The organism is Acinetobacter sp. YH12252, assembly GCF_013417365.1.
Taxonomy (GTDB): Bacteria; Pseudomonadota; Gammaproteobacteria; order Pseudomonadales; family Moraxellaceae; genus Acinetobacter; species Acinetobacter towneri.
Window position 1 is genome coordinate 1 of sequence record NZ_VPEA01000005.1, and the last position, 21,558, is coordinate 21,558.

At 42.0% G+C, this 21,558-nt stretch carries 18 protein-coding genes, 4 tRNA genes and 1 pseudogene; 11 read left to right on the top strand and 12 right to left on the bottom strand.

Annotation, left to right across the window (positions count from 1 at the left end):
* The 6 genes and pseudogenes from FTV28_RS06305 to FTV28_RS06330 form a co-directional block, all read left to right on the top strand.
* The coding region (locus tag FTV28_RS06305) for an RNA-guided endonuclease TnpB family protein (protein ID WP_179989758.1) at positions 1-300 on the top strand (300 nt) is incomplete at its 5' end.
* A gap of 362 nt (positions 301-662) precedes the next feature.
* Positions 663-738: transfer RNA gene (locus tag FTV28_RS06310), tRNA-Phe, on the top strand.
* A 134-nt stretch (positions 739-872) separates the two neighbouring features.
* Positions 873-948, top strand: a tRNA-Phe gene (locus FTV28_RS06315).
* A 331-nt stretch (positions 949-1,279) separates the two neighbouring features.
* Positions 1,280-1,780, top strand: a complete 501-nt coding sequence (locus tag FTV28_RS06320; protein ID WP_256732317.1) for a hypothetical protein — start codon at positions 1,280-1,282, stop codon at positions 1,778-1,780.
* A 325-nt stretch (positions 1,781-2,105) separates the two neighbouring features.
* Positions 2,106-2,856 (top strand): annotated as a pseudogene (locus FTV28_RS06325) (class I SAM-dependent methyltransferase).
* A gap of 82 nt (positions 2,857-2,938) precedes the next feature.
* Positions 2,939-3,334, top strand: coding sequence for a hypothetical protein (locus FTV28_RS06330; protein WP_004974410.1), 396 nt, complete (start codon positions 2,939-2,941; stop codon positions 3,332-3,334).
* A gap of 105 nt (positions 3,335-3,439) precedes the next feature.
* On the opposite strand, the gene FTV28_RS06335 is transcribed toward FTV28_RS06330, so the two are convergent.
* The 3 genes from FTV28_RS06335 to ompR all read right to left on the bottom strand — a co-directional run bounded on the left by FTV28_RS06335 (position 3,440) and on the right by ompR (position 7,665).
* Complete coding sequence (locus FTV28_RS06335) at positions 3,440-4,963, bottom strand: acetyl-CoA hydrolase/transferase family protein (protein ID WP_004974412.1); 1,524 nt, start codon at positions 4,961-4,963, stop codon at positions 3,440-3,442.
* Positions 4,964-5,271: 308 nt separating this feature from the next.
* A complete protein-coding gene (locus FTV28_RS06340; protein WP_004974413.1) occupies positions 5,272-6,732 on the bottom strand; it encodes an ATP-binding protein in 1,461 nt (486 codons plus the stop codon).
* 168 nt (positions 6,733-6,900) lie between these two features.
* A complete protein-coding gene (gene ompR / locus FTV28_RS06345) occupies positions 6,901-7,665 on the bottom strand; it encodes a two-component system response regulator OmpR (protein WP_104852661.1) in 765 nt (254 codons plus the stop codon).
* Between the two features lie 347 nt (positions 7,666-8,012).
* Between ompR and FTV28_RS06350 the strand changes: the two genes are divergently transcribed.
* A complete protein-coding gene (locus FTV28_RS06350) occupies positions 8,013-10,364 on the top strand; it encodes a Tex family protein (protein ID WP_096901295.1) in 2,352 nt (783 codons plus the stop codon).
* An 88-nt stretch (positions 10,365-10,452) separates the two neighbouring features.
* On the opposite strand, the gene FTV28_RS06355 is transcribed toward FTV28_RS06350, so the two are convergent.
* The 4 genes from FTV28_RS06355 to FTV28_RS06370 all read right to left on the bottom strand — a co-directional run bounded on the left by FTV28_RS06355 (position 10,453) and on the right by FTV28_RS06370 (position 13,839).
* Positions 10,453-10,764, bottom strand: coding sequence for a hypothetical protein (locus FTV28_RS06355; RefSeq protein WP_019838218.1), 312 nt, complete (start codon positions 10,762-10,764; stop codon positions 10,453-10,455).
* A gap of 106 nt (positions 10,765-10,870) precedes the next feature.
* Complete coding sequence (locus FTV28_RS06360) at positions 10,871-11,167, bottom strand: hypothetical protein (protein WP_179989760.1); 297 nt, start codon at positions 11,165-11,167, stop codon at positions 10,871-10,873.
* Positions 11,168-11,366: 199 nt separating this feature from the next.
* On the bottom strand, positions 11,367-12,254 hold the full coding sequence (locus FTV28_RS06365) for an SDR family NAD(P)-dependent oxidoreductase (RefSeq protein WP_004974423.1): 888 nt from the start codon (positions 12,252-12,254) through the stop codon (positions 11,367-11,369).
* Positions 12,255-12,561: 307 nt separating this feature from the next.
* On the bottom strand, positions 12,562-13,839 hold the full coding sequence (locus FTV28_RS06370; protein WP_004974425.1) for an O-acetylhomoserine aminocarboxypropyltransferase/cysteine synthase family protein: 1,278 nt from the start codon (positions 13,837-13,839) through the stop codon (positions 12,562-12,564).
* Positions 13,840-14,120: 281 nt separating this feature from the next.
* On the opposite strand from FTV28_RS06370, the gene ettA reads away from it, so the two are divergent.
* Entirely contained in the window at positions 14,121-15,782 is a 1,662-nt protein-coding gene (gene ettA / locus FTV28_RS06375; protein ID WP_004974427.1) for an energy-dependent translational throttle protein EttA, read from the top strand.
* A gap of 128 nt (positions 15,783-15,910) precedes the next feature.
* Here ettA and FTV28_RS06380 read toward each other — a convergent pair whose 3' ends face one another.
* From FTV28_RS06380 to FTV28_RS06400, 5 genes are all read right to left on the bottom strand, one after another.
* The gene (locus FTV28_RS06380; protein ID WP_004974430.1) at positions 15,911-16,252 is read right to left on the bottom strand and encodes a hypothetical protein; all 342 of its coding nucleotides are present in this window, start codon (positions 16,250-16,252) and stop codon (positions 15,911-15,913) included.
* Between the two features lie 154 nt (positions 16,253-16,406).
* Positions 16,407-16,482, bottom strand: a tRNA-Glu gene (locus tag FTV28_RS06385).
* A gap of 36 nt (positions 16,483-16,518) precedes the next feature.
* Positions 16,519-16,594, bottom strand: a tRNA-Ala gene (locus tag FTV28_RS06390).
* Positions 16,595-16,651: 57 nt separating this feature from the next.
* Positions 16,652-18,160: a glutamate--tRNA ligase gene (gene gltX, locus FTV28_RS06395; RefSeq protein ID WP_096901292.1), complete on the bottom strand. Its 1,509-nt coding sequence runs from the start codon at positions 18,158-18,160 to the stop codon at positions 16,652-16,654.
* A gap of 141 nt (positions 18,161-18,301) precedes the next feature.
* Positions 18,302-18,589 (bottom strand): hypothetical protein, encoded by a 288-nt coding sequence (locus tag FTV28_RS06400; RefSeq protein ID WP_154320244.1) that lies wholly within the window; start codon positions 18,587-18,589, stop codon positions 18,302-18,304.
* A 504-nt stretch (positions 18,590-19,093) separates the two neighbouring features.
* Here FTV28_RS06400 and FTV28_RS06405 point away from each other — a divergent pair.
* The 3 genes from FTV28_RS06405 to ftsL all read left to right on the top strand — a co-directional run bounded on the left by FTV28_RS06405 (position 19,094) and on the right by ftsL (position 21,557).
* A complete protein-coding gene (locus FTV28_RS06405) occupies positions 19,094-20,107 on the top strand; it encodes a sulfate ABC transporter substrate-binding protein (RefSeq protein ID WP_096901291.1) in 1,014 nt (337 codons plus the stop codon).
* A gap of 197 nt (positions 20,108-20,304) precedes the next feature.
* Positions 20,305-21,216 (top strand): 16S rRNA (cytosine(1402)-N(4))-methyltransferase RsmH, encoded by a 912-nt coding sequence (gene rsmH, locus FTV28_RS06410; protein WP_004974437.1) that lies wholly within the window; start codon positions 20,305-20,307, stop codon positions 21,214-21,216.
* 8 nt (positions 21,217-21,224) lie between these two features.
* Entirely contained in the window at positions 21,225-21,557 is a 333-nt protein-coding gene (ftsL, locus tag FTV28_RS06415; RefSeq protein ID WP_171458979.1) for a cell division protein FtsL, read from the top strand.
* Position 21,558 lies beyond the last annotated feature (1 nt).

Here is a 21,558-nt window from a genome sequence, read left to right on the forward strand (position 1 = left end):
GCACAAACCAGATTGGCTAAATCAGTGCTAGATGCCAGTTGGACAACACTAAGAACCATGCTCAAGTATAAATGCGAGAACGCAGGGGTATGTTATGAAGAAGTCAATGAAGCCTATACCACCCAAACTTGTTCGTGCTGTGGCTCACGCTCCAGTAGTCCGGAAGGTAGAGCAGGACTTGGAATAAGAGAATGGCAGTGTGTGGAGTGTGGTACGCTCCATGATCGGGATGTAAATTCCGCACTGAATATTCTTGCGCTCGGACATGAGCGTCTAGCAGTAGGAATCTCCGTCCTTTAGGTCGGGGAGGATGTCAACTAAATCCTATATTGTTTTTTGTGCTTGCACAGCCACAATTTTTAGCTAAGGTTTAAATAGCTTTGCGTAGGCATCTTCCTACTTTGGCAAGACCCAAAGTAGGCAAAAGTCTTTTGTTACCCATACACGACATCCTTGTCGTGATGGGTAACGTGGGGCATCCGTGCCCCACATTCGCGTATCGGAAGTTTGTCAAAATTTAATTGGAAAAGAACTCATTTTTAAATTTTTGGGTGATATTTCAGCAGAAATAGAATGAGGTTGGTGTAAAAGTAAACATTTGCACTGAAAAGCGAAAAAGACTATTGACGATTTACAGCTGAAACTGTTTAATACGCGTCATTGGCGTGATAGCTCAGTCGGTAGAGCAACGGATTGAAAATCCGTGTGTCCCCAGTTCGATCCTGGGTCTCGCCACCATATTCAAAACGGTTAAACGTTTTCAATCCCTGATCCCATCAGGGATTTTTTTTGCATAAAATTTATGCGATCAAATAAAAAAGTGATGATTTTTATTGACTATTCAGCCGAGATACGGCTTAATACACGGCATTGGCGTGATAGCTCAGTCGGTAGAGCAACGGATTGAAAATCCGTGTGTCCCCAGTTCGATCCTGGGTCTCGCCACCATATTCAAAAAGCCTCAAACACTGTTTGAGGTTTTTTTTTCGCCTCTAGGTTGGTCATAGAGAATTATAATTACATGCAAAGCGCATTAAAATTCCAAGAAAAATTGCATACCCATAATAGATTTAAGAAAGTGAAAAAGACCGTTTATCCGAGTCAAGGTGAGCCAAAATTGATTTTCAGGTAGGCTATAAAACGTATACGGTTGCAGTGAAAAATTTTTTTCTTGCATGGTGTAAAACTGCATTGTCCTGAAATTACGTTGCGAGACAAGTTTATGAAATTTATAAAAATATATCCTTTGCTGCTGATATTGGGCTGTCCATGGAGCATGATGGTCCACGCGGATGACGCGGTGACCTTACCCACCCTGCACGTACTGGCCGAGCCAGAGTTACGTACAGAAACCGGGATTGTGCCGTATCAGAATGATGAAAAAAATCTCCGTGCTTTACAGCATCAAGTTATTCGTAATTCACGTGAAGCACAAAACTTTATGATCGACAGCTATGTGGTTGCCAATCTGGAAATTCAGCCCTTACAAGCACAACCCGACCTAAATTCGTTATCGCCCTTTCTACAACAGTATGTATTGAGTATTGCTCAGGGTTTACAGTCGAGTGATCCTACACAAGGCTTGTATATTATGTTGCAACCCTTTGGTATAAACCGTAGCAACAGTATGCAGCATATTGATCGTAGCAATAGCAACAGTATGCAGCCCATCGATCGTGATATGCATATACAGCTCGACCTGAAAAATGTCAGCATTGGTACGATTGAACCTTCTATAAATAATTTTTCTGTACCTGAGCTACCGACACCGAAAAAGTAATCATTTTTCTTTTGAAAAAATCCTTAGCTTTGCCAGCGAAGCCTATATTTGCCGCCGCGAGAAAGTGGCAAATGCCTGCGCAGTTGAAAATTGGGGCTGTTTTCAGCCTGTGAGCTAGTCATGTTCTTCAGAGATCATTACTCCGTTATATGCTCAGCCAGTCGGGAACCACCGGGTCAGTTTTAATCCTGCCCAGAGCTGGAAATTGGCTCCATACGATGTTAAATATTATCAATTGAATGATCAGCGGGTGCTCATTGCCCAGACCAGTTTTAGAATTGATCAGGTCATTGATTAAATTTATAAATATTATGAGCATCGTTAAATGAAAGATCTGTTTTCTGATGACAGCTTGCGCTATAAACAGGCCCGTCCGGCTTATTCTGCAGAAATTGTCCAGGAAATTTTAAAGCATGTACCTGAACGAACTTTTGCCTGGGATTGTGGTGCCGGTTCGGGGCAGTTTACCCAGTTATTGGTACCACATTTTCAGCAGATTTTAGCCACAGATTTAAGTCAAGCACAGTTGGATTTGGCACCGCAGTGGGCAAATGTGAGTTATCGTATCTGCTTGGCGCAAGACAGCGGATTGGCAGATGCGAGTGTGGATTTAATTACCGTTGCACAAGCGATTCACTGGTTCAATTTTGATGCCTTTTATGCCGAAGTGCATCGGGTGCTAAAACCGAGTGGAATATTTGCTGCGGTGGGCTACGGTCTGATTCAAGCTGTAGATCCTGAGGTGAATACCGCAATTCAACGCTTGTATTTTCAGACCTTAAAAGGTTGTTGGGATGCTGAACGTCGTTATATTGATGACTTATATCGCACGATTCCTTTCCCATTTCAAGAAATCGTGACACCCGAACTTTGCCTGAAATATCGTTGGTCGGCAGCACAATTGCTGAATTATTTAAACACTTGGTCGGGACTGCAGCATTATTTAAAGCAACATACTGATACGCCCTTGCTTGAATTACAACAATTGTTGCAGCAGCAACCTGCTCAGGGCTTGGAAATTCAGTTTCCAGTTTTGCTGCGTTTAGGTCGCTTGGTATAAAAAGTCAATGTATTGAGTGATTTTTGAACTTAAAATATAAGTTGGTGAAAAAAGGATGTTTCTCCACAGGTGTAATTTACCTATGTGCGAGGTGTCCAATGTTAAAATTTTCTCTCCCTATTTTATTCAGTCTTGCGCTGAGTCTCCCTGCGACTGCTTTTGCCAATCTTGATCAGCCTTTACAGGTCTTGGATGATTGTGCATTAAGTGCAGAATATGGGCAATCCAACAGCTTAAATTTGCTGCATGATCAATACCGTTTTACCGCGCAAGATGTGGTGAATCAAGTTCGAGCTGAACAAAACCTAGACTTAGCAAGCAAATTTGCAACTTTGGGTTCTCGTTTTTATATCAACCCGCAAGGTCAAACTGTGCTGCAAATTCAACGTGATGTGGTGTCTTTGGGTGTGATTGAAACCACACTCAGTGTGGATGGTTTACGCCAGTTAGGGCAGCATTTTATAGATGAATTTAAAGCTTTGGCATTTGAGTAAAATGGAGTGCGTTGTCGCAAATGACCTTGTGACAATCTAAGACATAAAAACTTAAGACATAAAAAAACGCCCTTAAAAATCAGGGCGTTTTTTATTGCACGCGAATTATGCTGGTTGCGCAGATTCTTGTTGTGCAGGAGTCAACATGTGACCGTGTTCTTCGAAGTTTGCATGCCAAGATAATGCTTCACGAAGTAGGTGAGGAGTGTGACCACCTTTTGCACATGCACGCTCAAAGTAATCATTCAATGCATTGCGGTACATTGGGTGTACACAGTTGTCGATAATCGCACGAGCGCGTTCACGTGGTGCAAGACCGCGTAAATCTGCTAAACCTTGCTCAGTGACTAAGATGTCAACGTCGTGTTCGTTGTGGTCTACGTGCGCAGCCATTGGAACGATAGATGAAATGTCACCGCCTTTCGCAATTGATTTAGTCACGAAAATCGCCAAGTGTGCGTTACGCGCGAAGTCACCTGAACCACCAATACCGTTCATCATTTTGGTACCGCATACGTGGGTTGAGTTCACGTTACCGTAAATATCAAACTCAAGTGCAGTGTTAATGCCAATGATGCCTAAACGACGTACTAACTCAGGGAAGTTAGAAATTTCTTGTGGACGTAAAATGAATTTGTCTTTGTAGTGTGCAAGATTACCAAATACGCGATCGCCACATTTTTCAGACAAAGTCATTGAACAGCCAGAAGCGAACTTCATTTTGCCTGCATCAATCAATTCAAACGTACAGTCTTGGAGTACTTCTGAGTACATCACCAAGTCTTCAAAGTTAGAGTGTTTGAAGCCTGTTAATACTGCATTTGCAATTGAACCGATACCTGCTTGTAAAGGTGCCAAGTTTTTCGGTAAACGACCTTGTGCTACTTCGTTTTCAAAGAATGCGATCAAGTGATCTGCAATTGCTTGAGTTTCGTCATCTGGATCGGTCACGTTAGATGGAGAGTCAAGCAAGGTATCGTTAAATACAATACCCACAACTTTTGCAGGGTCTAACTGAATACCTTTGGTTCCAATACGTTGTTCAACGTGAGTTAATGGCACTGGACCACGTGTTGGACGTGCTTCAGGAATATAAATGTCGTGTAGGCCTTCAAATTCTGTGCTTACAGTGGTGTTGATTTCGATAATGACTTTATCTGCATATTCAACAAAGCTTGCAGAGTTACCTACAGAAGTTGTTGGAATAATTAAGCTGTCTTCAGTAATTGCAACTGCTTCAACAATCGCGATGTCTGGGCGTTTTAGCGTGTTGTTACGCATTTGCTCAACAGTTTCAGACAAGTGTTGGTCAATGAACATAACTTGACCTTGGTTAATTGCTTTACGCAAAGTGTTGTCTACTTGGAACGGCATACGACGAGCCAAAACACCTGCTTCAGTCAATTGCTTGTCTAAATCATTACCAAGACTTGCCCCAGTAATTAAGTCAATTTTTAAAGGATTGGTTTTAGCGCGTGCCACCAATGCAAGTGGAACAGCTTTTGCTTCACCCGCACGAGTAAAGCCACTCATACCTACGGTCATACCATCTTGAACGAATTCAGCAGCTTGTTCTGCGCTGATTACTTTGTCGTGGAGGGAGGCTAAACGGATGCGATCTAAAGACATGGCGAACTCTCGTAAAATACTAGACTGATACCGATTGTACCGATCAAAAAAGGTATTTTGCATAGGTGTTAGGCTAAGGTCTAATTTTTTGCCTAAATGGTGGTATAAAAATATAAAATAATACATAAATAATTGAATTTAATCGTTTATTTATATATCAAAAGGTAAATATTACAATTTGTTTGATATATTTTTATACAATTTTGATATGCACCATCTGAATTTTTTACTTTGATCGTCCATCCGATTTGCTGTTGGTCTGAAATTGGTATATAGCAAGCCAGATAGAGATCAAAAGCGTCAGCCGTTTAGAAGTGTTCACTCAAACTTTGTTTGATTTTTTCCAGCGTGCCAACATTATTTTTTTCTTCAACGATTTCAGGTTGTAACGGCAGGGTAATGATGGCTTCAAGACCACCGTGTTCACGGTTTTGAATGGTGAGCTCGCCCTGATGAATATCGACAATACGTTTTACAATTGCCAAACCTAAGCCACTGCCTTGTACAGTACGTGCTTCATTGCCGCGTACAAAAGGCTGCATTAAATCCGCAATTTGGTCTTCTGGAATGCCTGTACCGTTGTCTGCCACGCTAATCCGAATGTGTTCATCCAGCACTTCTGCAGACAACTCAATTGGCTCTGCACCATAGCGTTTCGAGTTATTAATCAGGTTGCCAATCAGACGTTTCAGCGACAAACTGCGCGCCTGAATTAAAGGTAATTCTTGTGCGTTAAAGCGAATATCCAACGGTTTAAATTGAATAATCAATTCCTGCAGCAAAACATTTAAATCGGTTTCTTGTAATTCTTCATCGGAACCATCACGCATATAAGAAATGAATTGATTTAAAATCGCATCCATATCTTCTACATCGTAAATTAAGCCTTCTTTTAAAAAATCATCATCGGGCATCATTTCGGCACTTAAACGAATCCGTGTCAGTGGCGTGCGCAGGTCGTGTGAAATACCTGCCAACATGATACGACGGTCACGTTCAGTCTGTTCCAAGGTATAAATCATGTGATTAAAGGCTTGGTTGACCTCACGAATTTCCTGCGGACCGTGATTGGTTTCTAAATAAGGTGCTTTGCCTGTTTTACTGTAGCTATTGGCGGCATTTTGCAGACGACGCAAAGGACGATTCAGCTGACGTACTAGAGTTAAAATAATTGCTGCAGCTAACAGTGGAATACCCAAAAGCCAGCCAAAGACCAATTCAGGGCTGTAGTTGGCATAGGTTTTAAGGGGTTCACGTACCCAGTTGCCATTCATTTCTGGGGTTTGAATCCAAATACGCGGGCTTGGTTTGAACTGGAAATAGACCGTGACATCCTGCATTTTTAATTCAGTTGCCAGTTTCTTTTCTATTTGTTGGGTAAAAAACTCTGCAATGACTTTTTCCCGTACATTAGGAAACTCACGTGGATCGGTTACATATTCAATGCCGACCCGATTTTTAAGCCACGCATCGACATCGACTTCGGCTTCATTGTGAAAAATGCGCAAATCTGGATTGTTTAAAATTTCCAGTTCAACCGCTAAATAGCGGGCGTGTTGTTGAATTTCAGGTAAATACAAGGTGCGCCAAAAGAACCACAACGACATAAACAGGCTAAACAACACCACAAAAACCACCAGTACCGTGGTGCGCATGGCTGCAGAGCGTGGTTTGATTTTGTCCAGAAAACGCTCCCAGCGGGTACGTTTCTTTTCAGAATACGCCACATAGTCGGTAAATTCTTGTGGGTCGATGGGTTCGAGTTTCACATCTTGTCCTGTGGCAGAGGTTGTAAAGCGAATTTAGTAAGTGAAATTTTATGATGAATATACTTGTTATTGGAATGTCTGTTCTTTAAATCTAGCACAATGATCGGTGTGCATAAATGTTGATCATTGCATGAAGATGTGAGGCTGAAGCCTCACATCATTTTCAACTTATTCCGCACCATCTGGAACAAATACATAACCGACACCCCAAACCGTTTGAATATAACGTGCACGGGCAGGGTTTTCTTCAATTAAACGACGTAAACGTGAAACCTGAACATCAATCGAACGCTCCATCGCACCCCATTCACGACCACGCGCCAAATTCATTAACTTGTCACGGGTTAAAGGCTCACGAGGATGTTGTACCAACGCTTTGAGTACTGCAAATTCACCTGTAGTTAGGGTCACGACCTGACCTTCACGTGTCAAAGTACGGGTCGATAAATCTAGTGACCATGGGCCAAAACCAACCACTTCCATTTGCTGACTTGGTGCACCTGGTACCTCGCGCACTTGACGACGCAATACAGCACGAATACGCGCTAACAGCTCATTTGGATTAAACGGTTTTGGTAAATAATCATCTGCACCTGCTTCAAGTCCTGCAATACGGTCAGAGTCACTGCCGCGAGCCGTCAGCATAATAATTGGCGTGTCGATGTTAGATTGACGTAAACGACGGCAAATACTTAAACCATCTTCAACAGGCAGCATAAAATCAAGCACGATTAAAGAGAACAGTTCACGCTGTAACAAACGATCCATTTGTGTCGCATCGTGGGCAGTTTTGACCACAAAGCCCTTATCTTCCAAGAAACGCTGTAACAGGGTACGTAAACGCACATCATCATCGACAACGAGAATGCGTTCAACGCGGTCAGTTTCGCTGTGTACGGCATCTGTTTTTTCAGCAGGTACAACTAAACTCATGATGTGCTCCTTTATTCTTTATTGTCATCGTAAACAAAAAGTTGAGTTGGCTTTGAGTATACGATTCATTGGTATCTATTGCCTATGCTCTAAAGCAACAAATATTGCAGATAAAATCAAGACATAGATACCAAATATATACAGCATTCCCATGCGAAAAACTGACATATTTGTCCGTTTGAGTCTAACATAAGCCTGAATTTTATTTAGATTTATAAAATTTAGCCGAATTGGCAAAAATCGCCAAAAAACCACCATTTATAAAATTCATAAAACAATTGTGGATTTTATAGTCTTGGTCTTTATAATCATGGCTTTTAGTACTTATCCTTGTAGGATCACACACGATGACTGACTTAGTTCAGCAGTTAGCAAAAGAACTTGCCGTACGACCAAATCAAGTAGAAGCTGCCATCAAACTTATTGATGAAGGTGCTAGCGTTCCATTTATTGCACGTTACCGTAAAGAAGTGACGCAAGGTTTAGATGACACGCAGCTACGTCAGCTCGATACACGTTTATCGTATTTACGTGATTTATATGAGCGTCGCGAAAAAGTAATAGAATCACTCAAAGAACAAGATAAATTATCTGATGATTTATTGGCACGGGTTAACGCTGCTGAAACCAAAAATGCTTTAGAAGAAATTTACGCGCCTTACCGTCCAAAACGCACCAGTAAATCGTTTAAAGCTAAAGAAGCAGGTTTAGGCCCAATTGCAGCGCAAATTTTTGCAGAACAGGTTGAGCCAAGCGAAGCTTTAGCAGGCTTTAGTCATGCAGACTATCCTGATGCAGACAGTCAGCTAGATGCGGTACAACACATTCTGATTGATGAATGGGCACAAAATATTGCCTTAACCACAGAATTAAAAGAAATTTTTGCCAAAACAGCGGTATTAAAAAGCTTGGTTGCTTCTGAAGAGAAAAAAGAAGTGGGCAAAAAATTCCGTGATTACTTCGATTTTTCAGAAAACCTCAACAAAGTGCCTTCACATCGCCTATTGGCGATGTTGCGTGGTCGCCAAGAAAACGTCTTGGGTTTAAAAGTTGATGGTGAAGACAGTGCACCTTTGGCACGTATTGAAACTGAATACAATTTAGATCAAATTCAGCCGCAAGCACGTCAGGACTTTTTAAAGCAAACGGCAAAATTGTTTTGGTTGGGCAAAGTGCGTCCACAAATCGAACATTCATTATTGACTGAAAAGCGTTTGGCTGCCGAAGCTGAAGCGATGGATGTCTTTGCAGAAAACTTGCGTCATTTATTGCTCTCTGCACCTGCAGGTGCGCGTTGTACGCTGGGCGTAGACCCTGGCATCCGTACAGGTGTCAAACTGGCTGTGGTGAACCAATCTGGCGATGTGGTTGCACATAGCACGGTTTATCCATTTGCACCTAAAGAAGACAAAGCAGGCGCGATTGAAGAACTTGCACGTTTATGCCGTGAGCACAATGTTGATTTAATCGCGATTGGTAACGGGACTGCAAGCCGTGAAACTGAAGCGGTTGTGGCAGAAATGATGGCGGCGCACAGTGACTTGAAATTAACACGTGTGTCTGTATCTGAAGCGGGTGCATCTGTGTATTCAGCTTCTGAATTGGCATCGCAAGAGTTGCCAGAACTAGATGTGTCGATTCGTGGTGCAGTGTCGATTGCACGTCGTTTGCAAGACCCATTGGCAGAGTTGGTAAAAATTGATCCAAAATCAATCGGTGTGGGTCAGTATCAACATGACGTGAATCAGGCAGGTTTAGCAAAAACCTTAGAAGCTGTGGTAGAAGACTGTGTGAACTCGGTCGGTGTCGATGTCAACACGGCATCTTCAGCAATATTGGGTTATATCGCAGGTTTGAATAAAGCCATTGCACAGCAAATTGTTGAATACCGTAAAGAACATGGCCGTTTTGACAATCGCCAAGCTTTGAAAAACGTACCGCGTTTAGGCGAACGTACTTTTGAACAAGCAGCAGGTTTCTTACGTATTCAGGCAGGTTCTGAGCCTTTGGATGCTTCTGCAGTGCACCCTGAATCTTATGGTTTAGTAGAAAAAATTGTGGCTGCCAAAGCGACCACGGTTAAAGATATTATTGGTAATACTGAAATTATCCGTTCGGTGAATGCTGAAGAATTTGTGGATGAGCAAGTCGGCTTACCAACTATTCAGGATGTTTTGTCTGAATTGGAAAAACCAGGTCGTGACCCACGTCCTGAATTCCGTACGGCTAAATTCCGTGAAGATATTACTGAAGTGGCGCAGTTGACTGAAGGCATGCAGCTTGAAGGTGTTGTAACCAACGTGACCAACTTTGGTGCTTTCGTGGATGTGGGCGTACATCAGGATGGTTTGGTGCATATTTCTGAGTTGGCCAATGAATTTGTGGCTGATCCGCATAAAGTGGTGAAACCAGGTCAAATTGTTCAAGTGCGTGTGTTGCAGGTTGATGTAGAGCGTAACCGTGTGAATTTATCGATGCGTCCTGAAGGTTCGGCTGCACCTGCAAAAGCAGCGCGTGCACCACGTCGTGATCAAGAACAGCGTACAGAGCGTAAGCCACAAGCGAAACGTCCACAGCAGTCACGTCCTCAGACTGAGCGTCCACAAGCGAAAAAACCACAAGCCGCTAAACCACAAGAAAATAAAATTGGTGGTTTAGGTGCATTGTTGTTACAAGCAGGGATTAAAGGTTCGAAGTAATTTTGAATTGCTCTAACAAAAAGCTCCCGAAATTCGGGAGCTTTTTGTTTTGCAGGAACATTTTTATATACAGATTTTTTGATGGATTTTAAATCAACGGTACAATCCAACTCACCAAAATCAGCATAATTCCCAAATGTCCAAGTTTACGAGTCACTGCGACTAGTTTTGACGGTGGTGCTTCAAGTTGGCGAGCATATTCCTGAAGATTTAAACCTTGTGAGGCTTTACTGCTAAATAAAAATACGCCCAAATCAATACAAATTAAAATCGTGCCGACATCGGCAACAACCTCTAAAAGTTCATATTCTTGCTGATAAAGCGCCGTTGCAACCTGATAACTCAGAAACAAGGCAAAGGCAAAACAGCCATACTGTAAAATGAGGGCCAGTGCTCGCATAATCCATTCAAAATACTTAAAACAGCTGTGTTATAGCATAAAACAATCCATCAATTGAATGTTTTGTCGGATTACACGTGGTGGTTTAGATTGTTGGAGGAATGTTTTAAGCCATCCAGCTTTGCACAATAAAACAGGTAGCAATACTGCTTGCTGCCAATTTAGACATGAAATAACTGTAATTAGAAGAGGCAGAAACTTCGGACATCGCACCAGATGAATGCGACATGGACACGGCAAGTTGGCTGCGATAGCCCAATTCGACTAACAAGACCACCAGGCCTGTCAGTGTCATCACTTGAAATGTGTCTACATGATTGCGCGTAAGCTCAGTATATAAGTGATAAAAACTTAAGCCCGCAGCAGAAAAACAAAATAGCTTAAACAGATACAGAGTTTTCATGTGTTGTACCTTTCATTATTGTAATGTCATTTTGAATGCTATTTCTTAAACCAATATTAAAATCACATGAAAAGTTGCGGCTGCACAATTTAAAAATTGTTGAAGTGATGTTGTATTGTTGTGCGCTGTTCAACCTAAGCTGTAAAAACAAATAGGCGACCCGTAGGTCGCCTAAAGCAAAACTTGAATTGTGTATAAATTACCAGTGTTCACCTGGGAACAAGCGCGCATACGCTTTTTGTACCCAGTTCAGTTTTTGCTGCTCGCCCACAGAAGCGGTAGAGCTTGGGAATAAGTTATAACCAATCGACATGAGTTTGTTGTTAATGTCTGGTGCAATCGCATAAGTGATTGAAGCCAAACGACCCAAATGTGTCGCAATTTTCTTCGGACGTTTCACAATCGCATAAGCAATTAAATCTGCCGCTTGCTCAGGTGAAAGGGTGGGCACGTACTTATAAATTTTGGTTGGTGCGATCATTGGGGTACGAACCAATGGCATATACACCGAAGTAATCGCAATTTTGTGTGTATGCGCTTCTGCAGATAGACAGCGACTAAACGCATCCAATGCGGCTTTAGATGCCACATAAGCCGAGAAACGCGTTGCGTTGGCTAATACACCAATCGAGCTGATGTTGATGATGTGACCATCTTTACGGTGCATCATCTGCGGCAAAATATTGAGTACCAAACGCACAGCACCAAAATAGTTGAGCTGCATGGTACGTTCAAAGTCGTGGAAACGATCAACCGACTCATGTACTGCACGACGGATTGAGCGGCCTGCGTTGTTAATTAAAATATCAATATGATCGACAGAGGCAAGAATTTGTTGCGATACAGCATCAATAGAGTCCATATCGTTTAGATCACAAGGGAAAACTGAAGCCTTGCCACCACGTGCTTCAATTTCAGCTTTGACTTGTTCGAGCGTTTCCTGAGTACGTGCCACCAAAAGCACATGCGCACCTGCATCGGCTAGCTTATGTGCCACGGTTAAACCAATACCACTCGATGCACCTGTAATAAGGGCAACTTTACCATTTACACGCTGTTGAAAAAGTTTCTCTAATTTTGGCTTCACGCTAATATTCCTGATTTAGATTCCTGAGTTGTCATTTTTATTGAGATTGACGATTCAAATTTCAGACTGAATTTGAACTGTTTTACTTGGCTTTATGATAGCCGATTGCACAAAAAAAGCTATGGAATAAGTGGTTGAATTTAAAAATGAATTTAGAGTAATTGCTCTATTTTTGTGAGCTGTATATCTTTATTTTTACCATGAAATAAAGCTAATGCAAAGACATACAAAGAAAAATTAAAATAAAAAAGCATCCTGTTGAAATTAATCAGCAGGATGCCAGTACAAAGTTTGAACTGATGAGTTTTTATACAGCTGCTAAAGCTTGCTCTAAATCGGCAATTAAGTCATCGGCATGTTCAATCCCGATGGATAAACGCACCATATCTTCACTCACACCAGCCGCTTTGAGTTCATCTGCACTCAACTGACGGTGAGTGGTGGTTGCAGGGTGGCAAGCCAGACTCTTGGCATCGCCAATATTGACCAAGCGTGTGAATAATTGCAGTGCATCAATAAAGCGGGTTCCGCCTTCACGGCCATCTTGCACACCAAAAGACAGAATTGCAGAAGGTTTGCCTTTCACATATTTTTGTGCCAACGCATGTTGCGGGTGATCTTTCAAACCTGCGTAATTGACCCATTTCACTTTTGGATGTGCCTGTAAATATTCCGCTACTTTTTGCGCGTTTTCAGTATGGCGTTCCATACGCAGGCTTAAGGTTTCTAAACCTTGTAAAATTAGGAATACGTTATGCGGGCTAATCGCTGCACCTGTATTGCGTAGTGGTACTACACGTGCACGTGCAATAAATGCTGCAGCGCCTAAGGCTTCTACATAGTTCACACCATGGTAACTTGGGTCAGGTGTATTTAAGGCTTTAAAACGCTCAGGATATTTGCCCCAAGGGAATTTACCGCTATCGACAATAATGCCGCCAATAGACGTACCGTGACCACCAATATATTTGGTCAGTGAGTGAATGATGATGTCTGCGCCAAAATCAAATGATTTTTGCAAGACAGGCGTGGCTACAGTGTTATCCACCACCACTGGAATGCCGTATTCGTGCGCAATTTTCGCAATCGCTTCAAGGTCAATAATATTGCCCAATGGGTTACCAATGGATTCTACAAAGACCAGTTTGGTTTTGTCATCAATCAGGTCGCGTAAGCTTTCAGGCTGTTGATAATCGAAGAAACGTACTTCAATGCCTTGTTTAGGCAAGGTGTGGGCAAATAAGTTGTAAGTACCGCCGTATAAAGTTGATACTGAAGCAATGTTATCGCCTGCTTCGGTAATGGTCTGAATTGCGTAGGTAATTGCAGCCATACCCGATGCTAAAGCCAATGCGCCAATCCCGCCTTCAAGTGCTGCAACACGTTGCTCCAATACTGCAGTGGTTGGGTTCATAATACGGGTGTAAATATTGCCTTGTACTTTTAAATCAAATAAATCGGCACCATGTTGCGTATTATCAAAGGCATAAGAAGTGGTTTGGTAAATAGGCACAGCCACGGCTTTGGTGGTTGGTTCTGGGCTATAGCCTGCATGAATGGCCAAAGTTTCGTCTTTATAGGTCATGTTTACTTCATCTTCGTGAGTTAAATTGGTTTGAGTCTAGCACTTTTAAATATGAAAGAAAGTGTAAAAATGCTGCAATATTTAGCTGTAAATTTGATATAGCAGGCAAAAAGTCCTGTGCTTATCCGCTGATCGCTAGAGTTGTAACAAAGCATGCAAGATGTTTGTGGTGTCTTATTTTTTCTCCGTATTCAGGTATAATACCCGATTATTTTTTCGCTCATTAGAGCAGGGGCTGCTCATCTGAGCCCCAGATTTGGTTTTCTATTGAGGAGTCCTACGTGGCCCAATATATTTATACGATGAACCGAGTGTCGAAAATGGTTCCGCCTAAGCGCGAAATCTTGAAAGACATCTCCTTATCATTTTTCCCAGGTGCGAAAATTGGTGTGCTTGGTTTAAACGGTGCAGGTAAATCGACTTTGCTCCGTATTATGGCGGGCGTAGATAAAGATTTCTCTGGTGAAGCTCGTGCACAGCCAGGCATCAAAATTGGTTATCTTGAGCAAGAACCACCACTAGACCCGAGCAAAGATGTACGCGGCAACGTGGAAGATGGTGTGCGTGAAGCTTTAGATGCTTTAGAGCGTTTAGACCAAGTTTTTGCAGAATATGCAGATCCAGATGCAGATTTCGACAAACTTGCAAAAGAGCAAGAGAAGTTAGAAGCGATTATCCAAACTTGGGATGCACACAACCTGAACAATCAGCTTGAACAAGCAGCGGCAGCATTAAATTTGCCAGCTTGGGATGCTGATGTTAACAAATTATCGGGTGGTGAGCGTCGTCGTGTGGCTTTATGCCGTTTGTTATTGTCTAAACCAGACATGCTGCTTCTAGACGAGCCGACGAACCACTTGGATGCAGAATCTGTATCTTGGTTAGAGCGTTTCTTAAAAGACTTCCCGGGTACGATTGTGGCAATTACCCACGACCGTTACTTCTTGGATAACGTTGCAGAATGGATTTTAGAACTTGACCGTGGACATGGTATTCCATATCAAGGTAACTACTCTTCATGGTTAGAGCAGAAAAATAACCGTTTAGAGCAAGAACAGAAGCAAGAAGAATCTTTTGCTAAAGCCTTGAAAAAAGAATTGGAATGGGTACGTTCCAATGCGAAAGGCCAGCAAAAGAAAAACAAAGCGCGTATGGAGCGTTTTGAAGAGCTTAACTCGCGTGAATTCCAACAGCGTAACGAAACTTCTGAAATTTATATTCCACCTGGCCCACGTTTAGGGAACAAAGTGGTGGAAGTGGAAAACATCAGCAAGTCATTTGGTGATCGCTTACTTTACGAAAACCTTTCCTTTACTGTGCCGCCTGCAGCGATTGTGGGGATTGTCGGTCCAAACGGTGCGGGTAAAACGACTTTATTCCGTATGATGACTGGCGAGCAGCAACCTGATACGGGCAGCGTGACTTTAGGTGACTCGGTAAAAGTGGCTTATGTCGGTCAGATTCGTGACACTCTAGATGATGACAAAACTGTTTGGGAAGAAGTTTCTGGCGGTTTAGACATTTTGAAAGTGGGCGATTATGAAATTGCATCGCGTGCTTATATTGGTCGCTTTAACTTTAAAGGTCAGGATCAGCAAAAACGCGTTGGTGAATTGTCGGGTGGTGAGCGTAACCGTTTACAACTGGCAAAAATTCTACAGCAGGGCGCAAATGTGATCTTGCTGGATGAGCCATCAAACGACTTGGATATTGAAACTTTACGTGCACTGGAAGATGCAATTTTAGTCTTCCCAGGTACAGTGATGGTGGTATCGCACGACCGTTGGTTCCTAGACCGTATTGCAACGCACATCTTGTCATTCGAAGATGAGCAACCAGAATTCTTTACAGGTAACTATACTGAGTTTGAAGAATATCGCCGTAAGAAATATGGTGATGATCTGGCAACCAAACGTAGCAAATACCGTAAAATTGGCGCTTAAGTCTAAAAACTTGAGTTCTCATTAAAAAAACCAGCCGAGAAGGCTGGTTTTTTTATATTTGCTCGATAATGTGGTCTTGTGATCAACCTAGCAACATTTTTCTTAATCTAGATGTAGACCAGTGAGGTTTAAACTTCCCACTCATGTGCACATTCACGGCACTTCCATTTTTTTTGTGACTGCATAAAGGCTTGCATAGAAATTTTGAAATCAGGCAAATCACGATAAAACAAGAAACCTGCAATTACACACAGCACAAATACCGCCACAGTAATGCTTTGTAAGGTTGTGCCTGCACCATCACCAAAAATCCACATGGCGATACTGATCAAGACAAGAAGTAATAAGACAAATACCGCTGGAATAAGCATCACCAAGCTTTTTGGCACCACAGGACGCGGTGTTGTTTGACCTGCCTGCGCAACAGGCATGATTTTTGGGCTTTGACATTTAGGGCATCGGTATTGCATTACAACTCCAAAATTCTAATCTGATCGTTATTCTAACCAAATGTACGGCAAATCAAAAACAGTCTGTCAGAAAACAGGGCAATAAAAAAGCCCAAGTCATTGCTTGAGCTTCTTTATAAGATGAAGATAAGTGAATTTATATTCATCTTGAATATGGCGTCCCTACGGGGATTCGAACCCCGGTTACCGCCGTGAAAGGGCGATGTCCTAGGCCTCTAGACGATAGGGACTTGATGAGGCAACACAGGTAAAGCCTTATTTAAACTTGGTGGAGTCAAGCGGGATCGAACCGCTGACCTCTACAATGCCATTGTAGCGCTCTACCAACTGAGCTATGACCCCAGTCTGTGTGAGCGCAATATTAGGGCTATTGCGCGCACACGTCAACAAAAAAATGAATTAAGCTGGATCAATTGCATCATTTTTCGGCAATTTGATGCTTTCATTCAGTTTTTCCCAGACTTTAACTTCTTTTTTGCTTGGTCCGCCAACCACTTCTAAGGCATGACGCAAACGCGCAAAGGTCAGGTCAGGACCAATGGTGACCATGGTTTGCATCACAGGTGTAGATGCGGTTGAACCTGCAATTGCAATAAAGAACGCAGGCATGAAATCACGCAATTTGATTTCCATTTGGTTGGCTAAATCCATTAGGGTTTGGCTCACCGTGTCGTTGTTCCAAGTAAATAGACTTTCTAAACGCCAAATTGCAAATTGTAGGCTTTGACGCACTTGTTCTTCAGACAGTTTTTTACTTTCAAACTGTTCCTTGCTCAAGCTTGGGAAATGGTTGAAGTAATGTGCAGACCAATTGACCGCTTCTGAGAGTAAATTAATACGCGGTTGAATCGCGGCAGCAATCTCTTCCAATTTGGCACGATCTGCTTTCCAAGCCAATAAGGTATCTAACAGCTCAGCAGGTGAAAGCGCTTTAATCCATTGACCATTCAGCCAATTGAGTTTTTCCACATCAAAGATAGGGCCGCCTAGTGAAACACGTTGAATATCAAAGTGTTCAATCATTTCGGCTAAGGTGAATTTTTCACTTTCATCTGGCATTGACCAACCCATGCGACCTAAATAGTTCAGCAAAGCTTCAGGTAATACGCCAATGTCTTTGTAGTAGTTGATTGAAGTTGGGTTTTTACGTTTAGATAATTTTGATTTGTCTGGGTTACGCAACAATGGCATGTGGCATAACACAGGCATATCCCAACCAAAATATTGATAAAGCAATTGGTGTTTCGGTGCCGATGGAATCCATTCTTCACCACGAATCACGTGAGTGATTTGCATCAAATGGTCATCGACCACGTTGGCCAAATGGTAAGTTGGCAAGCCATCTGTTTTCAGCAAAATTTGCATATCGACTTGCGCCCATGGAATTTCCACTTCACCGCGCAGCATGTCATTAAATTTACATACGCCTTCGGTTGGCACTTTCATACGAATAACATGCGCTTCGCCTGCCGCTAAACGACGCTGCACTTCATCTGCAGACAAGTTTAAACCACGACCATCGTAGCGCGGGCTTTCACCACGTGCTTGTTGTTCTGCACGCATTTGATCTAGTTCTTCGCTAGTAGCGAAGCAATAGAAAGCATGCCCTTGTTCAACCAATTGCAAGGCGTATTGCTTATAAATATCCATACGTTCAGATTGGCGATACGGTGCATGTGGGCCGCCGATATCTGGACCTTCTGCCCAATTTAAGCCTAACCAACGCAATGAATCCAAAATCATTTTTTCAGATTCAGGGGTTGAGCGCAGTTGGTCAGTATCTTCAATACGAAGAATAAATTCACCACCGTGTTGTTTGGCAAAACATAAGTTAAACAAGGCGATATACGCTGTTCCCACGTGCGGGAAACCAGTAGGAGAAGGCGCGATACGAGTACGAACAGTCATAAGCAAAAATTAATTCAAAATGTAAATTGCAACCATTATAACGAAAAAGCCCAAGTACTTAATGTTAAATTCAACATTCTGTACTTGGGCGTTTCAACTGCATTTGAAAAGGGGATCAAAGGCAGTGAATTTAATGCGGAGTTATGAGTTATCTTGCGGGAATAAGGCTTGTACAAAACGGCTAAAACGCTGATTTTGCAAGGCAAAGAAATTTTGAGTTGGAGCGACATGAATGGAAGTCAGCACTTTTAAATCATTATTTGATTCAAACTTTTGCTTGTCTGCCTGTTTTTGTTGGGTAAGGGCTTTTTCAATTAAAGACCCCTTTTCCGCAGTTAAATGGGTTTTACTTTCAGCAGATTTGATCACTGCACTGTGACCGACTGTACTTAAGCTGAGTAATACTGCGAACATGAGTTTAGATTTCATTTTGATTCCCCCTTTCCTTTATGAGTGAACTCACAATTTATAAATTGTTTTAATCACTTTAATATTTAATCACAAAAATCATAACAAAAGTAGATTTGCGTCACACTCTTAATAAGATCTTTATCATCATTTACTCACTATATACCGATTTTTCAGATGATCTTTGATTTAGAACATGTTGTAACAAACAACTGTGGAGATATCGTGAAGATTGTTACAAAAGTCACAATAAAATAGTTTTGAAGCGGGTTTGATTGCTGTGATGTCGCTTATTTTACCGTTGAGTCTAAAAACGGATCAAAGTTTTATTCACTTTTTATATATCTAATCCATAAAAAGGTATAAATTTGGAATAAACGCCGCATCTTGAATTAAATTGATTAAAAACAATTAATTAAAGCTAAATTATTTGAATTTAATCATTTTTTGCATGTTTTTTACAAATTGCGCAGCGCCTGAGCATTGCATATATTGAGCGACAGATTAAAGGTGATGTGTGCTGTAATGAAAACTCAATTGAAAGCTTTATTGGCTGCTGCGCTATTGGCAACAGGTTTTGCTGCAACGACTGCTCAGGCTGCAGATCGTCAGTTTTTAAATGTATCGTATGATGCGACCCGCGAATTTTATGATGAATTTAACAAGTCGTTTGGTCAGTACTGGAAAAAACGTACAGGTTTAGACGTCAACTTTAAACAATCACATGGTGGTTCAGGCAAGCAAGCGCGTTCTGTGGTCGATGGTTTAAAGGGCGATGTTGTCACTTTGGCATTGGCAAATGACATTGAAGAAATTGTAAAGTCAGGTCAAATCCAAGCAGGTTGGCAAAAAGAATTTCCTCATAACTCTGCGCCTTATACCTCGACCATCGTCTTTATGGTGCGTAAAGGCAATCCGAAAAACATTAAAGACTGGAATGACTTAACCAAACCAGGCGTACAAATTATTACCCCTAACCCGAAAACAGGTGGTTTGCCACGTTGGGTGTATTTATCGGCTTGGGGTTATGCAGAAAAGCAGCCGGGCGGCTCTAAGGCCAAAGCGCAAGAATTTGTGGGCAAGATGTACCACAATGTAAAAGTGATGGATTCGGCAGCACGTGCGTCGATGACTACATTTGCTGAACGTGGCATTGGTGATGTGTTGTTGACTTGGGAAAATGAAGCCCTTGTAACTTTAAAAACCTTAGGCAAAGACAAGTTTGATATTGTTTATCCATCTATTTCTATTTTGACTGAACCTTCGGTGGCAATCGTAGACCGCACAGTAGAAAAAAATGGCAATAAATGGTTAGCGACAGGCTATATCAACTATTTATATTCACCTTTAGGTCAGGAAATGGCGGCTAAGCATTTCTACCGTCCACGTAATGAAAAAGTCCTTGCAAAATATGCAGCACAATTCCCGAAATTAAAAACCTTCACCATTGATGAAGTGTTCGGTGGCTGGGAAAATGCACAAAAAACACATTTTGTGAATGGTGCGATTTTCGACCAAATTTATAATACTAAGCGTTAAACAGATATCCATTTTCGGCTAATCTTTTATTGGATTGGCACACAAAAAAATCTCTACGGAGATTTTTTTGTGCTTTAAAAAAGTCAAAAACGGTTTTCCCTATGGAAAGTAATATTTATCTACAAAAAGACGTTTGGAGCTTTGCCAAAACAAGGTAATAATGTGCAGTTACATTTTAGCTGTATTGATTGAACCTTATGTCGCATATTTCTGTATTACTTCATGAAACTGTTGATGCCGTGTTGGCAGATCGCAATACAGGAATTTATGTCGATGCCACCTTTGGACGAGGTGGACACACGCGTTTGTTGTTATCCAAATTGGATGCGCAGGCGCGAGTTTATGCCTTTGATAAAGATCCACAAGCTTTGGCCGTGGCAGCAGAATTGGCGCAGCAAGATTCGCGCTTTCAAATTATTCATGCCAGTTTTGCCGATATGCAGCAAGCGTTGAATGATTTGGGCGTCACTCAGGTCGATGGTGTGATGGCCGATTTAGGCGTGTCGTCACCACAGCTAGATCAGGCAGAACGCGGTTTTAGCTTTATGAAAGACGGCCCGCTTGATATGCGTATGGACAATTCACAAGGCCCGACTGCAGCAGAATGGCTGGTGGATATTGAAGAAGAAGCCTTAGCCAATGTGATTTTTCAATATGGTGAAGAACGTTATAGCCGCCGTATTGCCAAAGCCATTAAACAGGCGGGTTATATTGAAACCACCGCACAATTGGCTGAAATTGTAAAAGTTGCCCATCCGAAGTGGGAAAAAAACAAACACGCTGCAACGCGTACTTTTCAGGCAATTCGTATTGCGATTAATAAAGAATTAGAAGATATTGAAAACTTCTTACCGCAGGCGGTTGAGGTATTAAAACCCGAAGGTCGTTTGGCTGTAATTAGCTTCCACTCTTTGGAAGATCGTTTAATTAAACAGTTTATTCAAAAAGAATCGAGCCTGCCTGAAGATTCAGGTTGGGGCTTGCCACAACAGCAACAAGATACACGTCGATTGAAAAAAATCTCACGTGTGCGTGCCAGTGATGAAGAAGTCAAAGCCAATCCACGCTCACGCAGCGCATGGCTACGTGTTGCAGAACGATTAGCTTGAAAAGGCCAATAATGAAAACTGAAACCGTTAAAAAAAATCAATCTCAAGTGCGACTGAAAAAAATGGTCGCCTATTTTATTTTATTGGCGCTGGTGTTTATCAGCGCGATTATGGTGGTGTTTCAAGTGTTTGAATATCGCCATGATTATCGTGAGCTGAGTTCTTATATGCGCGAGCGAGATGACTTAAATGCCGAATGGGGACGTTTGTTAATTGAACAGCAGACCTTTGGTGCAACTGCACAAATTGGCACCCGTGCGGTGACGCAACTGCGTATGTATTCACCGCCCGCACCGCAAACTGTGGTGATTTCTTTGCCTACAACCTCAGAACAACAATAAG

Coding starts and splice junctions, on each gene's coding strand:
- rsmH (WP_004974437.1), top strand. CDS start 20,305: ATGTCGCATATTTCTGTATTACTTCATGAAACTGTTGATGCCGTGTTG.
- FTV28_RS06370 (WP_004974425.1), bottom strand. CDS start 13,839: ATGACCTATAAAGACGAAACTTTGGCCATTCATGCAGGCTATAGCCCA.
- FTV28_RS06330 (WP_004974410.1), top strand. CDS start 2,939: ATGTTAAAATTTTCTCTCCCTATTTTATTCAGTCTTGCGCTGAGTCTC.
- FTV28_RS06350 (WP_096901295.1), top strand. CDS start 8,013: ATGACTGACTTAGTTCAGCAGTTAGCAAAAGAACTTGCCGTACGACCA.
- FTV28_RS06405 (WP_096901291.1), top strand. CDS start 19,094: ATGAAAACTCAATTGAAAGCTTTATTGGCTGCTGCGCTATTGGCAACA.
- FTV28_RS06320 (WP_256732317.1), top strand. CDS start 1,280: ATGGTCCACGCGGATGACGCGGTGACCTTACCCACCCTGCACGTACTG.
- FTV28_RS06335 (WP_004974412.1), bottom strand. CDS start 4,963: ATGTCTTTAGATCGCATCCGTTTAGCCTCCCTCCACGACAAAGTAATC.
- FTV28_RS06355 (WP_019838218.1), bottom strand. CDS start 10,764: ATGCGAGCACTGGCCCTCATTTTACAGTATGGCTGTTTTGCCTTTGCC.
- gltX (WP_096901292.1), bottom strand. CDS start 18,160: ATGACTGTTCGTACTCGTATCGCGCCTTCTCCTACTGGTTTCCCGCAC.
- FTV28_RS06400 (WP_154320244.1), bottom strand. CDS start 18,589: ATGAAATCTAAACTCATGTTCGCAGTATTACTCAGCTTAAGTACAGTC.
- FTV28_RS06360 (WP_179989760.1), bottom strand. CDS start 11,167: ATGAAAACTCTGTATCTGTTTAAGCTATTTTGTTTTTCTGCTGCGGGC.
- ompR (WP_104852661.1), bottom strand. CDS start 7,665: ATGAGTTTAGTTGTACCTGCTGAAAAAACAGATGCCGTACACAGCGAA.
- FTV28_RS06380 (WP_004974430.1), bottom strand. CDS start 16,252: ATGCAATACCGATGCCCTAAATGTCAAAGCCCAAAAATCATGCCTGTT.